At 60.0% G+C, this 20,382-nt stretch carries 19 protein-coding genes and 1 tRNA gene; 1 reads left to right on the plus strand and 19 read right to left on the minus strand.

All coding sequences use genetic code 11. The features are described 5' to 3' along the window. Positions 1 to 172 precede the first annotated feature (172 nt). From ACLD1Y_RS11680 to ACLD1Y_RS11740, 13 genes are all read right to left on the minus strand, one after another. On the minus strand, positions 173 to 772 hold the full coding sequence (locus ACLD1Y_RS11680) for a sarcosine oxidase subunit gamma (protein ID WP_429478276.1): 600 nt from the start codon (positions 770 to 772) through the stop codon (positions 173 to 175). Positions 773 to 824: 52 nt separating this feature from the next. After that, positions 825 to 3,722 carry a 2Fe-2S iron-sulfur cluster-binding protein gene (locus ACLD1Y_RS11685; protein ID WP_429478147.1) on the minus strand — a complete coding sequence of 966 codons (2,898 nt, stop codon included), beginning with the start codon at positions 3,720 to 3,722 and terminating at the stop codon, positions 825 to 827. Next, positions 3,719 to 4,012, minus strand: coding sequence for a sarcosine oxidase subunit delta (locus ACLD1Y_RS11690; protein WP_429478148.1), 294 nt, complete (start codon positions 4,010 to 4,012; stop codon positions 3,719 to 3,721). Before ACLD1Y_RS11690 ends, ACLD1Y_RS11685 begins: the two co-directional genes overlap by 4 nt. Positions 4,013 to 4,024: 12 nt before the next feature. Further along, the gene (locus ACLD1Y_RS11695) at positions 4,025 to 5,266 is read right to left on the minus strand and encodes an FAD-dependent oxidoreductase (protein ID WP_429478149.1); all 1,242 of its coding nucleotides are present in this window, start codon (positions 5,264 to 5,266) and stop codon (positions 4,025 to 4,027) included. Then, entirely contained in the window at positions 5,256 to 6,143 is an 888-nt protein-coding gene (gene folD, locus ACLD1Y_RS11700; protein WP_429478150.1) for a bifunctional methylenetetrahydrofolate dehydrogenase/methenyltetrahydrofolate cyclohydrolase FolD, read from the minus strand. The genes ACLD1Y_RS11695 and folD overlap by 11 nt, the downstream gene beginning before the upstream one ends. Next, the gene (purU, locus tag ACLD1Y_RS11705; protein ID WP_429478151.1) at positions 6,140 to 7,006 is read right to left on the minus strand and encodes a formyltetrahydrofolate deformylase; all 867 of its coding nucleotides are present in this window, start codon (positions 7,004 to 7,006) and stop codon (positions 6,140 to 6,142) included. The genes folD and purU overlap by 4 nt, the downstream gene beginning before the upstream one ends. A 165-nt stretch (positions 7,007 to 7,171) precedes the next feature. Then, complete coding sequence (locus tag ACLD1Y_RS11710; RefSeq protein WP_198913603.1) at positions 7,172 to 7,951, minus strand: ABC transporter ATP-binding protein; 780 nt, start codon at positions 7,949 to 7,951, stop codon at positions 7,172 to 7,174. Next, positions 7,939 to 8,730: an ABC transporter permease gene (locus tag ACLD1Y_RS11715; RefSeq protein WP_429478152.1), complete on the minus strand. Its 792-nt coding sequence runs from the start codon at positions 8,728 to 8,730 to the stop codon at positions 7,939 to 7,941. The genes ACLD1Y_RS11710 and ACLD1Y_RS11715 overlap by 13 nt, the downstream gene beginning before the upstream one ends. Beyond that, entirely contained in the window at positions 8,727 to 9,746 is a 1,020-nt protein-coding gene (locus tag ACLD1Y_RS11720) for an ABC transporter substrate-binding protein (RefSeq protein WP_429478153.1), read from the minus strand. Before ACLD1Y_RS11720 ends, ACLD1Y_RS11715 begins: the two co-directional genes overlap by 4 nt. A 308-nt stretch (positions 9,747 to 10,054) precedes the next feature. Beyond that, a complete protein-coding gene (locus ACLD1Y_RS11725; protein WP_429478154.1) occupies positions 10,055 to 12,481 on the minus strand; it encodes a TonB-dependent siderophore receptor in 2,427 nt (808 codons plus the stop codon). A 75-nt stretch (positions 12,482 to 12,556) separates the two neighbouring features. Then, positions 12,557 to 13,489 carry a FecR domain-containing protein gene (locus ACLD1Y_RS11730; protein WP_429478155.1) on the minus strand — a complete coding sequence of 311 codons (933 nt, stop codon included), beginning with the start codon at positions 13,487 to 13,489 and terminating at the stop codon, positions 12,557 to 12,559. Further along, positions 13,489 to 13,995 carry a sigma-70 family RNA polymerase sigma factor gene (locus ACLD1Y_RS11735; RefSeq protein WP_429478156.1) on the minus strand — a complete coding sequence of 169 codons (507 nt, stop codon included), beginning with the start codon at positions 13,993 to 13,995 and terminating at the stop codon, positions 13,489 to 13,491. The genes ACLD1Y_RS11730 and ACLD1Y_RS11735 overlap by 1 nt, the downstream gene beginning before the upstream one ends. A 67-nt stretch (positions 13,996 to 14,062) precedes the next feature. Beyond that, entirely contained in the window at positions 14,063 to 14,401 is a 339-nt protein-coding gene (locus ACLD1Y_RS11740) for a DUF7693 family protein (RefSeq protein WP_429478157.1), read from the minus strand. A gap of 530 nt (positions 14,402 to 14,931) precedes the next feature. Between ACLD1Y_RS11740 and ACLD1Y_RS11745 the strand changes: the two genes are divergently transcribed. Next, a complete protein-coding gene (locus ACLD1Y_RS11745; protein ID WP_429478277.1) occupies positions 14,932 to 15,876 on the plus strand; it encodes an antitoxin Xre/MbcA/ParS toxin-binding domain-containing protein in 945 nt (314 codons plus the stop codon). Between the two features lie 184 nt (positions 15,877 to 16,060). Here ACLD1Y_RS11745 and ACLD1Y_RS11750 read toward each other — a convergent pair. The 6 genes from ACLD1Y_RS11750 to tolB all read right to left on the minus strand — a co-directional run bounded on the left by ACLD1Y_RS11750 (position 16,061) and on the right by tolB (position 20,379). Then, positions 16,061 to 16,136, minus strand: a tRNA-Lys gene (locus ACLD1Y_RS11750). A gap of 63 nt (positions 16,137 to 16,199) precedes the next feature. Then, positions 16,200 to 16,889, minus strand: a complete 690-nt coding sequence (gene queC / locus ACLD1Y_RS11755) for a 7-cyano-7-deazaguanine synthase QueC (protein ID WP_429478158.1) — start codon at positions 16,887 to 16,889, stop codon at positions 16,200 to 16,202. 1 nt (position 16,890) lies between these two features. Further along, a complete protein-coding gene (gene queE / locus ACLD1Y_RS11760) occupies positions 16,891 to 17,538 on the minus strand; it encodes a 7-carboxy-7-deazaguanine synthase QueE (protein ID WP_105695406.1) in 648 nt (215 codons plus the stop codon). A 164-nt stretch (positions 17,539 to 17,702) separates the two neighbouring features. Next, positions 17,703 to 18,536, minus strand: coding sequence for a tol-pal system protein YbgF (gene ybgF, locus ACLD1Y_RS11765; protein ID WP_429478159.1), 834 nt, complete (start codon positions 18,534 to 18,536; stop codon positions 17,703 to 17,705). A 6-nt stretch (positions 18,537 to 18,542) separates the two neighbouring features. Further along, positions 18,543 to 19,043, minus strand: a complete 501-nt coding sequence (gene pal, locus ACLD1Y_RS11770) for a peptidoglycan-associated lipoprotein Pal (protein ID WP_003209827.1) — start codon at positions 19,041 to 19,043, stop codon at positions 18,543 to 18,545. Positions 19,044 to 19,098: 55 nt separating this feature from the next. Beyond that, the gene (tolB, locus tag ACLD1Y_RS11775; protein ID WP_032865025.1) at positions 19,099 to 20,379 is read right to left on the minus strand and encodes a Tol-Pal system beta propeller repeat protein TolB; all 1,281 of its coding nucleotides are present in this window, start codon (positions 20,377 to 20,379) and stop codon (positions 19,099 to 19,101) included. Between the last annotated feature and the right edge of the window lie 3 nt (positions 20,380 to 20,382).

The raw sequence follows: 20,382 nt of genomic DNA on the forward strand, positions 1-20,382 counted from the left end.
ATGTTTTGGGGCTACCGAATGCCAGACAAGATACCAGTGTCCGGCCCGACACAAATCAAAAAATGTGGGAGGGGGCTTGCTCCCGATAACGGTGTATCAGTCAGCACATCTTTAGCTGAAAGACCGCTATCGGGAGCAAGCCCCCTCCCACATTTGGACTGCATAGGCAGGGCTATCTCGGCAGGGCTGTGATGCCAGCCGGGGCGCCGTCGAACTCTTGCATGGCATCAATCAACACATGCCAGAGGTAATGCGCCGAAGCCCGGTCGAACAGCAGGTGAAAACACGGGCTGTCATCGGTGCCGGTGTTGACGATGATGCCGTTGACCCGCGCCACGGAGGTCTGCGCCACGCTCCCCGGCGCAAACGCCGAGGCGCTCAGGTCGACACCGCAGAGCTTGGCCATGATCTCGCTGACACGCGGTCCAAACAGCGCCAGGCAAGTGTGGCTGTCCTGGCGTGGCAGGCAGTAGTTGGCTTGCGGGCTGAACGTCCAGCCGGCTTCCAGTTGCGCCAGGCGCTCCCCACCGTCGCCCAGGGCGCCCAGCAGGAAGTATTCGTTCATCGACAACCGTGCGACCCATTCACCGCCCGATTGGCGCACGGCGACGTTGGGCGCTTGGGGCAGGCTGAAACCGTGGCCGGTGAGGAACTCGGCGGCCTGGGCACCGCGAAAACCGACACGGTGCAGGTTGGCCAGGTCCACCAGCCCGCAGGCTCGGTGTTCGTCGGCGTAGCTAGCCACGAACGGCTTGCCGCCCAAGGAGGTCATCACCGCGTCGGTGTGCAGAGAGTGCAGCGGGCTTCGCTCAAGGTTATTCATGTCACAGCTCCTGACGCTTGTTTTCAGGGTCATAGAAAGGCAGTTCGACCACCGTGGCGCTGACGATTTGCCCACCGCCCACACGGATCGGCACTTGGCTGCCCGGTGCCGCCTGCTTGGCGCTGACATAGGCCAGGCCGATGATGGCGTCCAGGGTGCTGGAGTATTCGCACGAGGTGACGTTGCCGCTGATGTCCGCGCCTTCGAGCACCAGGTGCCCTTCCAGCGGCAACGGTTGCGTCTTGGCCAGTTTGAAGCCCACCAGCTTGCGCTTGAGGGGCTGGGCTTCGAGGATTTCCACCGAGCGTTTGCCGATGAAGAACGGCTTCTTGCGGGCAATCGCCCACTGCATGTCGATCTCGCCGGGGTGGGTCATGCCGTCGGTGTCCTGGCTGATGATCACGTGGCCTTTTTCCAGGCGCAGCAGGCGCTGGGTTTCGACGCCGAATGGGCGAATGCCAAAGGCTTTGCCGGTGTCCAGCAGGATGTCCCACAGGGCTTCGGCGAAACGCGCCGGCACGTGGATTTCGTAGCCCAGTTCGCCAACGAAACCGACCCGCAGGATGCGCGCGGGATTGCCGGCAACCGTGCCTTCGCGCACACCCAGGTAAGGGAAGGCTTCGGCGCTGAGGTCCACGTCAGTGCAGACATTTTCCAGCACCTTGCGCGATTGCGGCCCGGCCAGGTTGACCGCAGCGTAAGCGGCAGTGACGTTGGCCACGTCTACATCCAAGCGCCATTGGGCGTTCCACTGCAGCATTTGCTGGTAGATACGGTCCACGCCGCTGGTGGTGGCCGACACGTAGAAGTGGTTGTCGGCCAGGCGGCACGCCACGCCGTCATCGCCCACCACGCCTTGTTCGTTGGTGAGCAGCGCATAACGAGTACGACCCACGGCCAGTTTCTTGAAGCCGAAGGTGTACATGCGCTCCAGCAGTTCAGCCGCGTCCGGGCCGCGTACATCCAGGCCGCCAAGGGTGGACACATCGATCAGGCCGACGTTGTTGCGCACGCACTCGGCTTCTTCACGCATGCAGCGTTCGCGTTCATGGGCCGGGCCGTAAAACGCCGGTCGCTGCCAGATACCGGCTGGCATCATTTTCGCGCCGGCCTGCAAGTGGCGCTCATGCATCGGGGTGCGGCGGTAAGGGTCGAAGCCACGTCCGGCCAACAGCGCGAGTTTCTCTTCGGTGAACGGCGGACGCGCAGTGGTCACACCAGTTTCGCTGATATTGCGATGGGTGGAGGCGGCCACCAAACGCGCCGTCGGCAACGCGGAGTGACGCCCCTGGGACGGCCCCATGCCCACCGTGGAGAAGCGCTTGACCAACTGCACATCGCGATAGCCATGGCGGGTGGCGTTGATGATGTCGCGGATCTGCAGGTCTTCATCGTAGTCGACGAATTCCTTGCCCTTGGGGTGGGCAAAGATCGGCCAATCGAAGTTGACCCGCGCACTGTCGGCCTCTGGCGCTTGCGCGGGCTCTTCACCCAGGCCCAGGGCGGCCAGCGCCTTGGCGGCGGCGTAGCGACCGTCCTCGATCACATTGCCTAGCGCGTGCTGGCCGTTCACGGAACCGGCGATCTGCAAGTTGGCCGGCAAGCCCTTGATGGCGAACGCGGCGCAGGTGTCGTTGTAGCTCAGGGTGCCACCGGCCTGGCACAGCAGTTGGTAGACCGGCATGTAGCCTGCGGACATGCACAGCAGGTCGCAGTCCAGCACTTGGCCCTGATCGGCAACGCGCCCCTGGCCGACGATGCGGCGCACGTCCACGCCGGTAACATGCAGGCCGCGCTTGTCGGCCAGCGCCTCATACACCGTGTGTTCCAGGTGCACCACGATGCCCTTGGCTTTCACCGCCGCCAGCAACGCTTGCGATGCAGGCTGTGGGCGCATGTCGAGCAAGGCGGCAACCGCCACGCCTTGTTCGTGTAAATCCAGTGCGGCGAGGTAGCCGTCATCGTTACCGGTGAGCACCACCGCACGCTGGCCCGGCTTGACCGCATACAGGCGCATCAAACGTTGCACCGCGCTGGTCAGCACCACGCCCGGCAGGTCGTTGTTGCGAAACACCACCGGCTGGTCGAACGCGCCGCTGGCGACGATGCACTGGCGCGCCCGCACCTTGTACATGCGCTTGCCCTGGTGGATCGGCAGGTAGTTGTCGGCAAACCAGGCGTTGCAGGTGGCGTCGGTCATGACGCGGATGTTCGGGTGGTTGCTCACCGCGCCGACCATTTGCTCGCGGGTGCCGCTGGCCTGGTTCGCATCCAAACCGAAGCGTGCATAGGTCAGCGCGCCGCCGAGTACCGGTTGCTGCTCTACCAGCAAGACCTTGGCGCCAGCGTCCGCTGCGGTCAGCGCCGCACTCAGGCCCGCCGGGCCACTGCCGATCACCACCACGTCAAAGAACAGGAAGGCCTTGTCGTGGTACTCAGGCTTGAATTCGAGGTCGAGTACACCCAGGCCGGCCTTTTTGCGGATCAACGGCTCCCAGCGTTTCCACATGCCCTTGGGCTTGTAGAACGCGCGGTAGTAGAACCCCACCGGCATGAATTTGGAGAACTTGCCCAGGTAGGCGTCCTTGTCTTTCTCCAGGGTGCCGCTGATGTTTTGCGGGGTCACTTGCAGGCCCGGCAACAGCGGTTGCAGGTCGGCGATGACGTTCGGTTCATCGGGCAGTTGCACCAGGGTGTTGGCGTCTTGGGCGGCCATGGTCAGCGGGCCACGGGCGCGGTGGTATTTGAACGAGCGCGACATCAGCCACTGGTCACTGCCCAGCAAGGCACTGGCGACGGTGTCGCCGCTGAAGCCCTGGAACGGGCGGCCGTCGAAGGAAAAACTCACAGGCTTGTTGCGGTCGATCAGCAGGCCCATCGGGGCTGGCAGGCGAGTCATTGGGAAGCCTCCGTGGCGAAGTCGATACGCCGGGTGAACAGTTCCTTGGGGTCGAAGGTGCGCAGAATCTGGTCGGTGACGGTGTGGCGCACGGCGATAAACCAGTAGCTCGACGCGTTGTGCATCCACCATTCGGTGACCACGCCTGCGATGTTCTCGCTGTTGAACACGTAGTCGGCCCACTCGGCCGTGGAGCAGGTGGCTGGGTCAGGCATGGTTTTGACTTCACCGCCGTAGGTGAACTCGTTGATGTTGCGCGCGCCGTTGAGGGGGCAGGTCATGATTTTCATACGTGCACTCCGTCAGTGGCTGGCCGCTGTCGCGCCCATCTCGTTGACTTGCTGGAAGGTGGAGAACCGGTCGAGGGCAAACGGCTTGATCAGGTCCGGAACCTTGCCGCCGCTGGCGACCAGTTCGGCCATGGTCTTGCCGGTGATGGGCGTGGCCTTGAAGCCCCAGGTGCCCCAGCCGGCGTCGAGGTAGTAATTTTCCACCGGCGACAGGCCCATGATCGGGCTGTAGTCGGGGGTCATGTCGGTCATGCCGCCCCACTGGCGCATCAACTTGGCGTTGGCCATGAACGGGAACATCTCGATGGCGGCCGACAGCAGGCTTTCCTTGAGGTCCAGGGTGGAGCGCGAGTTGTACAGCGGGTACGGGTCGGAACCGCCACCGAAGACGATCTCGCCACGGCTGGTTTGCTGCACGTAGCAGTGCAGCGCGGAGGAGCTCACCAGCGGGTCGAGGAACGGCTTGAACGGCTGGGTGACCATCGCCTGCAACGGGTAGGTATGAATCGGCGCCTTGATCCCGGCCTTGTTCAGCAGGATCGAACTGGAACCGGCCACCGCCTGCACCACGCAGCCACATTGGATGTTGCCGCGATTGGTCTTGATAGCGGTGATGCGGCCGTTGGTGATCACCAGGTCCTGCACTTCGGTGAGCTGATGGATCTCGACGCCGCGCTTGGCCGCTTCCTTGGCGTAACCCCAGGCCACGGCATCGTGACGTGCGGTGGCGCCGTCTTCGTGCCACAACCCGGCGAGCACCGGCAAGTGGCCGGGGTCGAGGTTGAGGGACGGCACCAGCTCGCGGATCTGCTGGCGGTCGATCATTTCGCAGCGCCCGCCGAAGTGTTTGTTCACTTCGGCGCGCTGGCGAAACGCACGCACCGTGGCGTCGGTGTGGGCCAGCGTCAGTTGCCCGCGCTCGGAGTACATGATGTTGAAGTCGAACTCGTTGGACAGCTCTTTGAACATGCGCACCGACTCGATGTAAAAGCGCACGCCTTCGGAGGTCAGGTAGTTGGAGCGAATCACCGCTGTGTTGCGTGCGGTATTGCCGCCGCCCAGGTAGGCCTTTTCCAGCACGGCCACGTTGGTGATGCCGTGGTACTTGGCCAGGTAGTACGCGGTGGCGAGGCCGTGGCCACCGGCGCCGATGATCACCACGTCATAGGCAGACTTGAGTTCCTTGGGCGCCGGCAAATCCACTTCCACCGGGTAGTCGGACGACAAGCCGTATTTCAACAGGCTAAAGGGCATGGTGGGCTCCAGGTACAGACAGTTGCTGGCGCAGGGCGCGGACGGTGTTTTGCAGCAGGAAGGCGATGGTCATGGGGCCTACGCCGCCAGGCACTGGGGTGATGGCGGCGGCTTTTTGCGCGGCGCTGGCGAAGTCCACATCCCCCACCAAGCGGGTTCGGTCGGCCTCGGCAATGCGGTTGATGCCGACGTCGATGACCACGGCGCCCTCTTTGAGCCAATCAGCCGTGATCAACTGCGGGCGACCCACGGCGGCGATGACGATATCGGCTTCGCGGCACAGGCGCGGCGCATCGACACTGCGCGAATGCAACACAGTGACCGTGCAATTGGCTTGCAGTAGCAGCGCAGCCATCGGCTTGCCAACGATGTTGGAGCGGCCGACGACCACCGCGTGCTTACCGCTAAGATCGCCGAGTACCTGGTTAAGCAGGTACATACAGCCACTCGGCGTGCACGGGTACAGCGCCGGCTGGCCGAGGGACAGCGCACCGACGTTTTCGCGATGGAAACCATCCACATCCTTGCGCGGATCAATCGCCTGGATCACCGCCGCTTCGTCGATTTGTCTGGGCAGCGGCATCTGCACCAAAATGCCGTTGACCCGCGGGTCGGCATTCAGGTCAGCGATCAAGGCCAGCACCGTGGCCTGGTCGATATCCGCAGGCAATAGATGCTCTATCGAGCAAATGCCCACCTCGGCGCAGCGCTCGACCTTGTTGCGCACGTACACGCGACTGGCCGGGTCATTACCCACCAACACCACTGCCAGGCACGGTTGCAGGCCTTCGGCGCCAAGCACTTCAACCTCGTGCTTGACCGCCGCTAGCACCTCGCGCGCGGCCGCTTTGCCATCGATGATTCGGGGTGTGTTCATCGGAAGATCACCGTACGGTCGTGGTTCATGAACACGCGGTGTTCCAGGTGATACTTCACGGCCTTGGACAGGGCCACGGTTTCGGTGTCACGACCGATGGCGACCAGGTCTTCGGGTTTGTAGGCGTGGTCCACGCGCTGCACTTCCTGCTCGATGATCGGGCCTTCGTCGAGGTCGGAGGTCACGTAGTGGGCGGTGGCGCCGATCAGTTTGACCCCACGCTCGAACGCCTGGTGATACGGCTTGGCGCCTTTGAAGCCAGGCAGGAACGAGTGGTGGATGTTGATCGCACGGCCACTGAGCTGGCGGCACAGGTCATCGGACAGAATCTGCATGTAGCGCGCCAGCACCACCAGTTCGGTGCCGGTCTCGCGCACCACGTCGAGCAGCGCCTGTTCTTGCTGGGCCTTGGTGTCTTTGGTCACCGGCAAGTGGATAAAGCGGATGCCTTCACGCTCGGCCATGGCGCGCAGGTCTTTGTGGTTGGAGACGATGGCGGTGATGTCCATCTCCATTTCGCCCTTGTGGCGACGGTACAGGAGGTCGGACAGGCAGTGGTCGAACTTGCTGACCATCAACAGCACCTTCATCGGGCGGCTGCGGTCGTGGATCTGCCAAGTCATGTCAAATTCCTGAGCCACCGGTTCAAAGCCCGGCTTGAGCGCTTCGATATCACCGACCACGCCGGCATTGAAGCGGAACACCGCCCGCAGGAAGAAGCGCCCGGTGAACTCGTCATCGAACTGCGCCAGCTCGCTGATGTAGCATTTCTGCTGCGCCAGGTAAGACGTGACGGCGGCGACGATGCCCGACGTGGCCGGGCAACTGACGGTGAGGATAAAAGATTCGTTCGAAGTGTTCATTTTTCGCCTGACAATTTTAAGTTCGTAAGTGAAATTATTTATCAATAAAACCTTGCTTTAAGGCATTACTAAAATCGCTTGCAAATATAGTTTTTATTGAAAAGCTATGGACGAGCAAAGCCCCGGCGCAGACCTTCAAACCCAGATCTACGCCTGATAACTTCGTCAGCGCGTCGCTAAACTTTTAGCCACCTCGCCCTGAACGGTCTTCCAAATCTTCTGCTTCATTGCCAGGTACTGCTCCGACAACTGCACGTCGGCGTTACGCGGGTGCGGCAGGTCGTTGACGATGTCCTGGGCGATCTTGCCCGGCCGGGCCGACATGATCAGGATGCGCGACGACAGCATCAGCGCCTCATCAATGGAGTGAGTGATGAAGACGATGGTCTTGCCGCTTTGCTCGTAGATGCGCACCAGTTCTTCCTGCAGCACTTGGCGCGTCATCGCATCCAGCGCGGCGAAGGGTTCATCGAACAGCATCACCGCCGGGTCGTTGGCCAGCACCCGGGCAATGGTCACGCGCTGCTTCATGCCGCCGGACAGCTGCTTGGGATAGGCGTTTTCAAAGCCCTTGAGGCCCACCATGTCAACAAACTGCTGGGCAATGGCGCGGCGCTCGGCCTTTTTCATGCCCTTCATCTTCAGGCCGTAGGCGATGTTGTCGAGCACACTCAGCCACGGGAACAGCGCGTACTGCTGGAACACCATGCCGGTGTTGGGGCTCACTTCGGTGACCTGGCGACCCTCGACTTTCACCAGCCCTTCGCTGGGATGGTCGAAGCCGGCGATCATGTTGAGGGTGGTGCTCTTGCCGCAGCCCGATGCGCCGACAATCACCACGAACTCGCCTTTCTCGATACGCAGGCTGACGTTATCCAACGCCAGCATGTCGCCGTAGCGCTTGGAGACGCCTTCGAGCTCAATGATTGGGTTCAGTCCTGCCACGATACGAGCCTCCTCTCGATAATGCGCATCACCAGGTCGGTGAGCAGTACGGTGATGCTGATCATGACCATGCCCAACACCACGGTGTCGGTCTGGAAGTACTCCTTGCCGTTCATGATCATGAAGCCCAGGCCTTCACGGGCGGCGATCAGCTCGGCAGAGATCACGCAGGTCCAGGCGATGCCGAGCATCACTTTGAGGCCGGTGATGATCTGCGGCAGCGCGGCCGGCAGGATGATGCCGAACATGATGTTGTGGCGCTTGGCCCCCAGGTTCTTGGCGGCGCGGATCAGCAGCGGGTCAACGTTGCGGGTGGAGTCGATGATGTACAGCAGCGCCGGGGCCAGGGAGCCCATGAACACGATGGAGTACTTCTGCGACTCGGAAATGCCAAACCACAACAGCGACAGCGGCACCCAGCTCATCGACGGCAACGGCCGCAGGAACGACAGCAGCGGATTGAAGATCGCCATGCACAGTGGCGACGAACCCATCGCGATGCCCAGCGGCACGGCAACGAGGGTGGCCAGCAGGAAGCCGACCATGACGCGGCGGGTGGAGGCGAAAATGTTGGCGATCAGGCTGCCGTCGCCGGTCATATCGACGGCGCGGTGCCAGATGTCAGACGGCGCCGGCAGGAACAGGGCCTCAATGAAGCCCATCTTCACGGCGGCTTCCCAGACCGCGAGGATGATGATCAAAGTGGCGAAACCGATCACCAGCCGCGACACGAGGCCGGTGCCCATTGGCACATAGGGGCGAGCGCTGGCGCTACTCATGGGCGGATCTCTGCGTGGCTGACGAACGAGGTGTTGAACCAGTCATCCACGGCCGGAACCTTGGACAGCTGCTTGTTCTCCACCATAAAGGCGGCCAGTTGCTTGAGGCCATGCTGGAAGCTGTGGGCCTCGATCAGGGTTTGCTTCTGGTCGGCCAGGTCGTGCCACTCGATGGCATTGATGGTCTTGAGTTGTTCGTCCACCGGCAATTTGGTCAGCGAGGTGATGGACTGCGCGGCTTCCTCCGGGTGAGCCTTGATGAACGCGATGGCTTCCATGTAGCTGTCGACGAACGCTTGGGCTTCCTTCGGATGCTCTTTGGTGTAGGTGCGGCTGGCGATCAGGATGTCCGGCCCGGTGCCGATCTTGAATTGCTTGTAGAGGCTGAACTGGGTGTCGTCCGCCAGCAGTGTGCTGCCCTGCTGCTGCAGGATATTGAAGGTGGGCGACCACGCCACGGCAGCGTCGATCTGCCCGGTCTTGAGGGCTGCTGGCATTTCCTGGGTCGGCATGTTCAGCAGCATCACGTCTTTGTTCGGGTCCATCTGCGCTTGTTTGAGCAGGTCAAGAATGAGAATGTGTCCGCTTGATGCGTAAGTGACGCCGATCTTCTTGCCCTTGAGGCTGGGGATATCCTTGAATTCACCGCTGGTGAACACGCCCTGCACGGTCACGAAGGAGTCCGGTTCCGAGACCACCTCGAATGATTTGCTGCCTGCTGCCATCAACGACAACGCAGGAATCGCGCTGGAGGCGGCGAAATCCAGGTTGCCGGACACCATCGCACTCATGCGGCTCGACGAGGTACCAAACAGCTGCCACTGCACATCCAGGCCATTCTTTTTGAAGATGCCTTTATCAATGCCCACCCAGACTGGAAAGCTACTGAACCAGGTCGAGCCGCCATAGATGACAGGCGCAGGCGTGGCGGCCTGAGTGGTGGTGGCGGTAAGGCCGCCGACCAGCAGCGAGGCTGATAACAGGAGGGTTCTGGTGAAAGCTTTGAGAGTGGTCATGCAAGGTACCCGAGCTTGGTGGGAGCAAAAAGGACGGTTAAAACCGTTCTTCAATGAAGGGCAGAATGTTGTATTTATTCATTGTGAAATGTTATTTTTACAGGTGAATTGATTTTATGTATCACCTTGTGTTATTGGCTATTTTATAAGCCAATCGGACAATCAAGTAAATACTATATTTACCGGAGCGATGCGCCGGCCACCCCACTACCGCTGAACAAGCAGGCAAAAAAAATCCGGAAACCCACACTTGCGTGGGGCTTTCCGGACCTTTAGTACCCATCAAAACAATCGGCTACACGCTTCGATCAGAACTCCAACTGCGCAGAGAACGCCACCGTGCGCGAATCCCCCAGGTAACTGCTGTTGAGCCAGTAATGCTTGTCGGTGAGGTTGCTCACGTTCATGCGCAGCGTCAGGTCATTGCCCCCCAGCGGCAGGTGGTAACGGGCGCCGGCATCAAAGGTGGTGACCGACGGCAAAGTGTAGTTATTCGCCTCGTCCGCATACTGCTTGCCGGTGTAGAACGCACCGCCGGTGAGGGCAAAGCCTGGCACCGAGGCGACGTCATACTCGGCGTAAACCTTGGCCAATTGCTTGGCCACGTTGATCGGCGCATTGCCGGCGTTTGCCGCCACCGCCGATTTTTTCACCTTCGGGTCCAGCAAGGTAAAGCCGCTGACGAGCGTCAGCTGCGGGGTGACCTTGCCGGTGACACTGAACTCCAGGCCATTGTTTTCCTGGCGCCCATCCTGAACATAGACACGCGCCGAGTTGGTGTAGGTATTGGGCTTGTCGATGTTGAACAGCGCCAGGGTAAACAGGGTGTCACCCAGACTGGCCTTGGCGCCGATCTCGTACTGCTCGCTGATCTGCGGTGCCAGGGCTGTCCCGGCATTGATCGCCCGAGAAGGCGCGATGCCGCCACTTTGCAGGCCTTCGATGTAGGTGGCATAGGTGGTCAGCCAGGGTACGGGTTTGTAGATCAACGACAGGCTGGGCGAGGTGGTGCTCTTGTCGTACTCGGTTTTGCGCGGCGCGGTCGAGGTGGCGAAGTCATTGTTATAGGACGTGATGCGCGTGCGGGTAGCCCCCAGGATCGTCGACCACTGCTCGTTGAAGGTGATGATGTCGCCGATCAACAGGTTATGGGTATCGGAGGTACTGGAGACATGTTGCGCGCCATGGCCGATGGAGTAACCCGGCTGGCTGACCTGGGGTTGCTGGTCGAGGGACAAGCCCGGGCCGGTCACCGAGCTACGCTGCTGGCTCGGCGTGTGGTCTTCGTACATGAGGCTACGCGCGGTATTACCCTGATAACCCAGGGTGACTTTATGCGCCAGCGAACCGGTCGCGAACTGCGAGTCGAGGAACAGATAGCCTGAATACTCGCGCGTTTCGATCGGTGCGAATGCGTACAGCGGCTGCGTGTATCGATTCGGCGCATCCACCTGCGGACCGGTGTAAGTGTACTCCTGGGTATATTGCTGCGCCGCGAAGGCAGCGCGCAGGTTGAACGCATCGTTCAAGCGCCACTTGACCCTCGCGCCGGCCTTGTCGGTCTGGTTTTTGGAGAACGCCCATTTCTGGCTGTACAGCGTATCGGTATCCAGCGACGACGCGCCTGGGCGGTACGCCTCGTTGACAAAATACCAGTAGCTGGTGAGGCCACGGGTCAGGCTTTCCTTGTGGGAGGCGTCGAATTGCACTTGCAGGTCGTCGCTGATATTCCAGTCCAACGCAAGGCTGACCATCTGGCGACGGCGCTTTTGCAGGTCCATCGCGGTTTCGCCATCCTGGGTCAGAACGTTGAGTCGGTAGGCGAATTTACCTTCGCTGTCGATCGGGCCACCGAAGTCGCCGTGCAGGTAGTAGTTCTCGCCACCAGCATTGCCCAGCGTGACGCTGTTATAGCGCTGATAGGTCGGGCGCTTGAGCACATAGTTGACCAAGCCGCCCGGCGAGGCCGGGCCGTACAGGAAACCGGTCAGGCCGGTGACCACCTCCAGTTGCTCGGTGTCCTCGATGAAGTTGCCAGCATCGGCCAGCGTGGTGAAACGCAGGCCGTCGTTGGCGATATTCAGGCTGGCCGAGCTACCGAAACCACGAATGGTCACAGCACTGGCATAACCCGCACTTTTGGGCGAGTACAGCTGGGTGAACGGGTTGCGCTTGAGCACATCGTCGGTAGACGTCGCCAGCATGTTCTTGAGCAGCGCCTGGGAAGTGACGCTCATGGAATAGGGCGTATCCTGCAACTTCATCGCCCCCAAAGCGCCGACGCTGCTGATGTTTTCACTCACATAGCCGGCCGCCTGCGAGCCGTCCATTGACGCGCGCTGGCCCTGGATAGCGATATCCGGAAGGGTCATCGTGCCTGCATCACCACGGGTCTGGACCAGCCCATAGACCCCCTCCCCCAACTTGACGGCTGCAAGCCCGGCACCGCCGAGCAGCGTGGCCAGGCCTTGCTCGACGCTGTAGTCACCCTCCAGGCCCGGCGAAACCAAGCCCTCAGTGAGCGCAGGCACAAATTGCACGGTAATCCCGGCCTGGGCGCTGAACCCGGTCAGGGCCTGGCTCAAGCTTGCAGGCTGAACGCTGTACGTATGGGCAGCGCCCTCAGCGCAGGCACACAGTGGCTGCATGGCCAAGGCCAGGGCCGGAACCAGGGTAAGCAACGACACGGCAAACGTGCGGCCCCGGGCAGCGCGCGGGATAGTGGAAAGCGTCATGGAGCAAGGTGTCCTATGGTGAGTAGCGATTCACAACTAAGGACGAGCGCCGCAAAAAAACGGGCCAAATAGAGGTCAGGCTTTTTTGATGGTGACCCAGTAGCGGGTGCGATAACTCACAGCCACGGGAAGCGTGGTGGGCAGCGCGGCGAGAATGGCGTCGGTATTGTCGAGCTGAAAGCCACCGCTGATACGCAGGCCTGCAACGCTGTCATCGCAATACACGCGACCTGGGCGATACCGCGCCAGCTCTTGCAGGAAGTCGCGCAGCGGCAGGTTTTCGGCCACCAACTGGCCCTGGGTCCACCCCGTCGCCAGCGCGCTGGCCGGGCGCAATGGCCCAAATGCCGCCGCACTGAAATACAACTGCTGCCCAGCCTCGACAACCTGCGCCGCCCCTTGCGCGGGCGTGGCGCGAACTTGCCCCTGCAACACCGCGAGCTGGGTGACGCCATCGAGTTGACGCACCGCGAAGCGCGTCCCCAAGGGCTCCATGACACCTTGAGCACTGACCACTCGCAACGGGCGCTGGTCGACCCCCGTGGTGATGACGATTTCGCCGCGCACTAGACGTATCAGGCGCTGGCCGGCATCAAAACTCACATCGATGGCGCTGTCGGTGTTCAGGTTGACCACACTGGCATCCGCGAGCGTCAGCTGCCGACGCTCACCAATGGCCGTACGGTAATCGGCCATCCAACCCTGCTGCCCCACGATGCGGTAACCCAAGTAGCCCGCCGGCGCTATCGTCGCCAGCACCAGCAGCGCCTTCAGCACCTGGCGCCGCTCACGGTTAAGGGTGCCAATCGCAATCGAGGGGGGCAGGCCACCCAGCTGTTGCTGCACATGCTGCACGCGCTGCCAGGCCCGCTCATGCTCAGGGTCGGCGGCACGCCAACGGGTACAGGCCAGTTGCTGCGCGGCGCTCAGCGGTTGCTCGTGCATAAGCACCAACCAATGCGCGGCCTGGCGTGCGACGTCACGGCTGATGGGGGCTTGAGCGGGCATCAAAATCCCACGTCATGCAGGATGCAGGCTTCGAAGGCGCTGGCCATATGTCGCTTGACCGTGCGCTCGCCGATACCCAGCTGATGAGCGATTTGCAGGTAGGTCAGGCCATCCAACTGCGCCAGCAGAAACACCGTACGTACCACCGGTTTCAGGCGATCGAGCATGGCGTCGAGTTGCAGCAAGGTTTCACGCATCTGCCACTGCTCTTGTGGTGAGAGCGCAAATGCCTCGGGCAGCGTGGCGAGCATCTCGAGATAGGCGCGCTCCAGCGACTGCCGACGAAAATAGTCGCAGACCAGGCGCTGCCCCACCGTCGCCAAATACGCGCGAGGGCGCTCCAGGATCAGCTTTTCGCCGGTTCTACGCTGGGAAGTGAGGATGCGCAGGAACGTATCCTGCGCCAGGTCCGCCGCCTGGCTGTTGCAGCCCAGGCGCTGATAAAGCCAACCCTTCAGCCACCTGTTGTGCTCTGCATAAAGCAGCCCTAGACGATCATCACTCACTACTCGCCCCCCGAAAGAAGCGCCGATAATAATTGGTAATGATTCTCACATCAACGAGCGAGGCATGTCATCCAGGGCAGTCTCTGCCAGCGACCTTCAGCAGCCCTTCCAGGGTTTTATGCTCCCACGTGGACAGCAACGCCACCGGATCCGTCCCATACCTGTCACCTGAGCCGAACGACCAGCGTCGCCCGGCCGGGCAGATACACGCTTGGCAGTAGCCCAACGCACCGCAGTCGTTGTAAATCGAGAGACGCCAACCGTCGACGTCGACAGTTACATGGCCGGCATGCATGTGGTCCCACAACTGCCACCCCACCGCGGTCATGACGCGCCGACCCCAAGTGACCTCGCGCAGCACCTCGCACACCTCTCTGGCAGAGAGTGGACGATGGGTTCTATCCATTCGCAACACCTCGCAGCCTGATCAACTTATTTGCCACACGCCTTCGCCGGTACCACTCGCCTCTCCCCGGTACGCCCTAGCCCATACGACCAGCGAGGAAGGATAGACCGAAGCCATGGATATCAGCCACAGCAGCGATGGAATCGCAGGCAAAAAACCATGATGGGACGATCATGGATTACCGCCACTATCCAGATGTACTGAGTACAGCACGGAGCCTTCAATGATGCTCAAGCTGATGTTCGGGCTAAGTGGCCTTAAGTGCCACGACCGGGGTGAAGGAGTAGGCGTCTCGCTACCAAATCAACAAGCCTGGTAACAATCTAATAGGTAGTACTTGGGACAGAAAAGCGCCTACCTTTTGTGACCACCACCGTTGATCAAATTTGATCAATCGAGGTTGCACCAGACAGTCGCTTACGCAATAATTTGCCCAACAACTAACCCTCATGACCAGTGTGGCTCGACCATCTGGTTGGAGGGGGAAAAAGCCGGCGAAAGCCGGTTTTTTCGTTTCTGGAGAACCTGAAATGCAGGGAAAGCCTGAATCAGCACCTCTACGCACGCGCATCTATATCGACGGTTACAACTTCTACTACGGCTGCCTGCGGGGCACACCGTATAAGTGGCTGGATTTGATTCAGCTGTTTGAGAGTCAGATTCTCCCGTCGATTCTGGTTCAGGACCAGCAGGGCCAATCCCGTACCTCGAAGCTTGTCGATAATCCGTCAATCCAGTTCTTCACAGCCAAAATTCTTGAGTCGGTGGCCAGGTCCGTTGACTCGGTTTCTTCTCAAGCCCGCTATCACACCGCTCTGCGCAAGCTTTATGACGGACGTATCAACTTGGTTGAAGGCTATTACGCCGTCAATAAAATGAAGGTCAAAATAGTTGATGCCGAGACCCCTAACCGGCAGCCGCGGGATTGCCAGGAACTACAGGCCTGGAAGGTTGAGGAGAAGCAAAGTGACGTCAACTTGGCGCTGCATGCCTACCACGATGCGATAACCAACCAAATTGACCATGCGGTAATCGTCACCAACGATACCGATATTGCCCCAGCGTTAGACATGATCAGAACCCACACAAACACTCTCGTCGGAGTGGTGATTCCGACAACTGATTGTCAACGTCGGCCTAACGCGGATTTAGTGAAGCTTGCACACTGGACCCGTCGCCACATCAACACGAACGAACTCGCCGCCTGCCAGCTACCTCGGGTCATTCCTGGTAAGCGTCCGACCATAAAGCCGGAGTCGTGGTACGCACAACCTGAGTTGCTACAGCGTATTCTGGACCTGGCAATACCCGTTCGCGGAAGCCGAGCGGCTGCATTCAAGTGGTTGGAGCAACCCAATGGTTATCTTGGCGGAGCGTGTCCAATCGACTTAGCAGAGACCACTGACGGTGCGTATCGGGTATTGGAATATATTCAGGGATGGATAACTCAAAATACTCCAGGGAGATTTGAGTGATCACCGCCAAGGTGACTGCTAACTAGCTGCAAACGCATTCGGGCGACCAGCCACGGCTGCATGCCTTACAGGTTTTGGCTTTTCCGAAACCTTCCAGCTCCGTACTACCACCAAATCGCAGGCAAAAAAAAACCCGGAAATCCTCACTTGCGTGGGCCTTCCGGATTTTCTAAACCGCCAAAAATGGTGGGTCGTGTGGGATTCGAACCTACGACCAATTGGTTAAAAGCCAACTGCTCTACCAACTGAGCTAACGACCCGCTGTGTGGTGGCGCGTATAATACTGATTTCTAAGGATTATTCAACACCTTATTTGAAATAAATCAGAAATAACGCGTTGGGTCAGTAATTCCGGCCGCTTGGAAGCCTTCTGCACGCAGTCGGCAGCTGTCACATTTCCCACAGGCACGGCCGTCATCGTCTGCCTGATAGCAGGAAACAGTCAGCGAATAATCCACGCCAAGTCCTACGCCAGCCTTCACGATGTCGGCTTTGCTCAGGTTTTGCAGCGGCGCCAGGATTCGGAAGCCCTGCCCTTCTACACCGGCTTTTGTCGCCAGGTTGGCCATGCGCTCGAAGGATTCGACGAACTCAGGACGGCAATCCGGGTAGCCCGAGTAATCCACCGCGTTGACGCCGATAAAGATGTCACGAGCCTTGAGCACTTCTGCCCAACCGAGGGCCAGGGACAGGAATACGGTGTTGCGTGCAGGCACGTAGGTGACCGGGATGCCTTCACCTGGGGTTTCTGGCACGTCGATGCTGCTGTCGGTAAGGGCGGAGCCGCCGATGCCGTTGAGGTTAAGGCCGATCACTTTGTGTTCGACCACGCCCATGTCGCGGGCGACGCGAGCGGCGGCGTTCAATTCGGCGCGGTGGCGCTGGCCGTAATCGAAGCTCATGGTGTAGCAGCTGTAGCCTTCGGCCTGGGCCATGGCCACCACGGTGGCGGAGTCGAGGCCACCGGACAGCAGGATTACAGCGCGTTTTTGATCATTGGTTGATTCAGTCATGTCAGCGTCCCGGCTCGTCGTTCCAAAGGTATTTATGCAGCTGCAATTGCAGGCGCACCGGCAGGTTGTCCGCAACGACCCAGTCAGCGAGGTCACGAGCATTCAGGTCGTGGTGGCTCGGAGAGAACAGCACCTCGCCGGCGCGACGATCCAGGCCGTATTGGATCAGCTTGGAGTTCGCCCAGTCGTAATCGTCACGGGAACAGATAACGAACTTGACCTGATCGTTGGCCGTCAGCAAGTCCATGTTCTCGTAGCGGTTGCGGTGCGACTCCTTGGAGTCCGGGGTCTTGAGGTCGACCACGCGGCTGACACGTGGGTCTACCGCGGAAATATCCAGGGCGCCACTGGTCTCCAGGGACACCTCGTAACCGGCGTCGCACAGCTGCTTAAGCAAAGGGATGGCATTGGGCTGGGCCAAGGGCTCGCCACCTGTCACACAGACGTAGCGCGGGCGATAACCGGCAACCTGTTCCAGGATGTCATCGAGGGTGCGCACAGTGCCGCCACTGAAAGCGTAGGCGCTGTCACAATATTGGCAGCGCAACGGGCAGCCGGTCAGGCGCACAAAAACTGTGGGCAGGCCAGCGGTGCGCGTTTCACCCTGCAACGAGTAAAAAACTTCGGTAATGCGTAATGTGTCTTGCATAGTCGCCACGGGCGTAACAGCTAAACAGGCTGTCCGCCTCCGTCAGGCACTTCAAGGGACCCCGCCAGCGCGTAGACCCCAAGGAGCGTGTTTCATAAAAGGGCGTGGATTCTAACGAAAAAACCCGCGCCAGGCGCGGGTTTCTTCTAAACGGGCTGCATTGCTTACAAGCGTTGCAGATCCCGCTGAGCCAACTGGGAAGCAGAGGTACCCGGATACTGGGCCACCACCTGCTGCAGAATGCCTTTGACCTTGTCGGTATGACCCAGGCGGCGCTCTACGTCAGCGAGCTTGTACAGCGAATCCGGCACCTTGGCGTGCTTGGGGTACAGCTGGCTGACCCTGGCAAATGCCTGGCCGGCAGCTTGCAGATCACCCTTGGCCAGGTTCACCTCACCCAACCAGTACTGGGCGTTGCCCGCGTACTGGCTGTTTGGGTAGCGGCCGAGGAATGCGGTAAAAGCCTTACTGGCCTTATCGAAGTCCTTGGCTTTAATCAGGTCGAAGGCTGCATCGTAATACAGTTTTTCCTTCGCCGGATCACCCGGTTCGCTGCTGGCGGCAGGGGCTTGGCTGGCAGCCGCCCCTGCTGCTGCACCACCGGCGGCGGCACTTGGCGCACCACCGGTAGAAGAATTATCAGGAGTTGCGGCAGGTTGAACGCCGGCTCCAATGCGTCGATCAAGATCCTGGTAACGCTCCAGGCCTTCTTGCTTCAGCTGGTTCACTTGATTCTGCAGAACTTCAATGGTGCCCTGTTGCTGGGACAATTGATCCTGCATGCGTTGCAGCTGGTTGAACAGTTCGCCCTGTGCCGAGGGAGCGGACGTAGCCGCTCCCCCCGCATAGGCGCCGTTCGTGCCATAACCTGCTGGCGGATAACTGCTCCCGCTATTGTTATAGCCAGAGTTGCTATCTTCCACAGGAACCGCAGCCCACACCGCAAGCGGCGCGAGGCTGAGAGCCAATACAGTTAGAGCACGACGGCACGTTCGCATGACGAATTACTTACGCAGTTCGACGCGACGGTTTTGAGCCCAGGACTGCTCGTCGTGGCCAGTAGCAACTGGACGCTCTTTACCGTAGGAAACCAGTTCCAGTTGGCCTGGAGCAACACCTTGCAGTACCAGGTAGCGCTGAACGGCTTTCGCACGACGCTCGCCCAGTGCCATGTTGTACTCGCGAGTACCACGTTCGTCGGTGTTACCTTCCAGAACAACGCGAGCGCCGTTAGCTTTCAGGTCCTTCGCGTGAACGTCCAGAGCGCGCATGGCTTCTGGTTTCAGGTCCGAACTGTCGTATTCGAAGTAGAAAGTGGTGATAGCGCGCAGAGCAGCTTCTTCGCTCAGGGAGCCGTCAACTGCACCAGTGTTAGCGCCGTAACCAGCGTTTGGATCAACAGCTGCGCCTTCACCGGCATTGTCGCCGCCTTTAGACGAGCAACCAACGGCTACGGACAGAGCCAGAGCCAGAGCAGCAAACTTACCAAACTTCAGCATTTCCATCGTGAAACTCCTAATGAACCCCAGTGTGTTAAGTACTTCTTTTTGTAGCGCCGCGTCAGTTCAGGTAAGGGGACCAGGATGGTTCTCTGACTTCGCCTTGAGCGGTAGGAAGTGGGAGCCTTACGCGTCCATTAATGGATACGAGCATCAAGACTCCCCGGCCCTGCTGGCGGGTGGCGTAGATTACCATGGTGCCGTTGGGCGCAACAGTGGCTGACTCATCAAGGTTGGTATCTGTAAGGATTTTTACCGTTCCACGCTGCAAATCCTGGGCCGCAACCCGGAAATTAGTGAAACCATCCTGACGGTGAATCATCACCAACGTCTTTTCATCAGCCGAAAGCTTAGGATTGGCGTTGTAGTTACCAATAAAGGTCACGCGTTCCGCACCACCGCCACCCACGCTTGCCTTGTAGACCTGTGGCTTGCCACCACGGTCGGAAGTGAAGTAGATGGTCGAACCATCTTTACCCCAGAACGGCTCGGTGTTGATACCAGGGCCACTGGTAACACGAGAGATCTGGCGCGAAGCCATGTTCATCACGTAGATATCCGGGTTGCCGTCCTTGGACAGCACGAATGCCAGGCGCGAACCATCCGGCGACCAGGCTGGCGCACCGTTGAGGCCTTCGAAGTTGGTGATCTGCTCACGACGGCCCGTATCAATGTGCTGAACGAAGATACGCGGACGCTTCTGTTCGAAAGACACGTAGGCAATACGCTTGCCATCCGGCGCAAAGCGCGGCGACAGGATTGGCTCACGGGACTGCAACAAGGTCACGGCCCGCGCGCCGTCGTAGTCCGAACGCTGCAACGTGTAGCGCGTGTTATCTACGGAGAAACGCTCAGCCGTTACGTACAGCAGGCGTGTCGAGAACGCACCCTTGATACCGGTGAGCTTTTCAAACGACTGGTCCGAAATGTAGTGGGCCATGTCCCGCAGCTGTTCGGCAGTACCCGAGACACTGCCGGTCAAGACCTGCTGCTCGGTAGCCACGTTGAACAACGTGTACTGGATCTGCAGGCGACCACCGGCCGGCACAATGTTGCCGACCATCAGGTACTGGGCGCCCACGGCTTTCCAGTCACGGAACACGACTTCGCTGGCCTGGTTCGGCTGGCTGATCATGTTGCCTTTCGGAATCGGCGCGTAGTAACCGGAGTTGCGCAGGTCGTCACTGACGATCTGGGCCATGTCATCCGGCAGCACGCTGCCGCCTTGCCAGCCGAACGGTACTACCGCGATTGGAGTGGCCCGATCGCTACCGCTGGTGACCAGGATGTTCTTTTCATCCGCCGCCGCTATCCCTGCCATACAGCAAATAACGACAAGCATTCC

It is taken from the genome of Pseudomonas sp. 18175, from assembly GCF_050432925.1.
In the GTDB taxonomy this organism is placed as follows: domain Bacteria; phylum Pseudomonadota; class Gammaproteobacteria; order Pseudomonadales; family Pseudomonadaceae; genus Aquipseudomonas.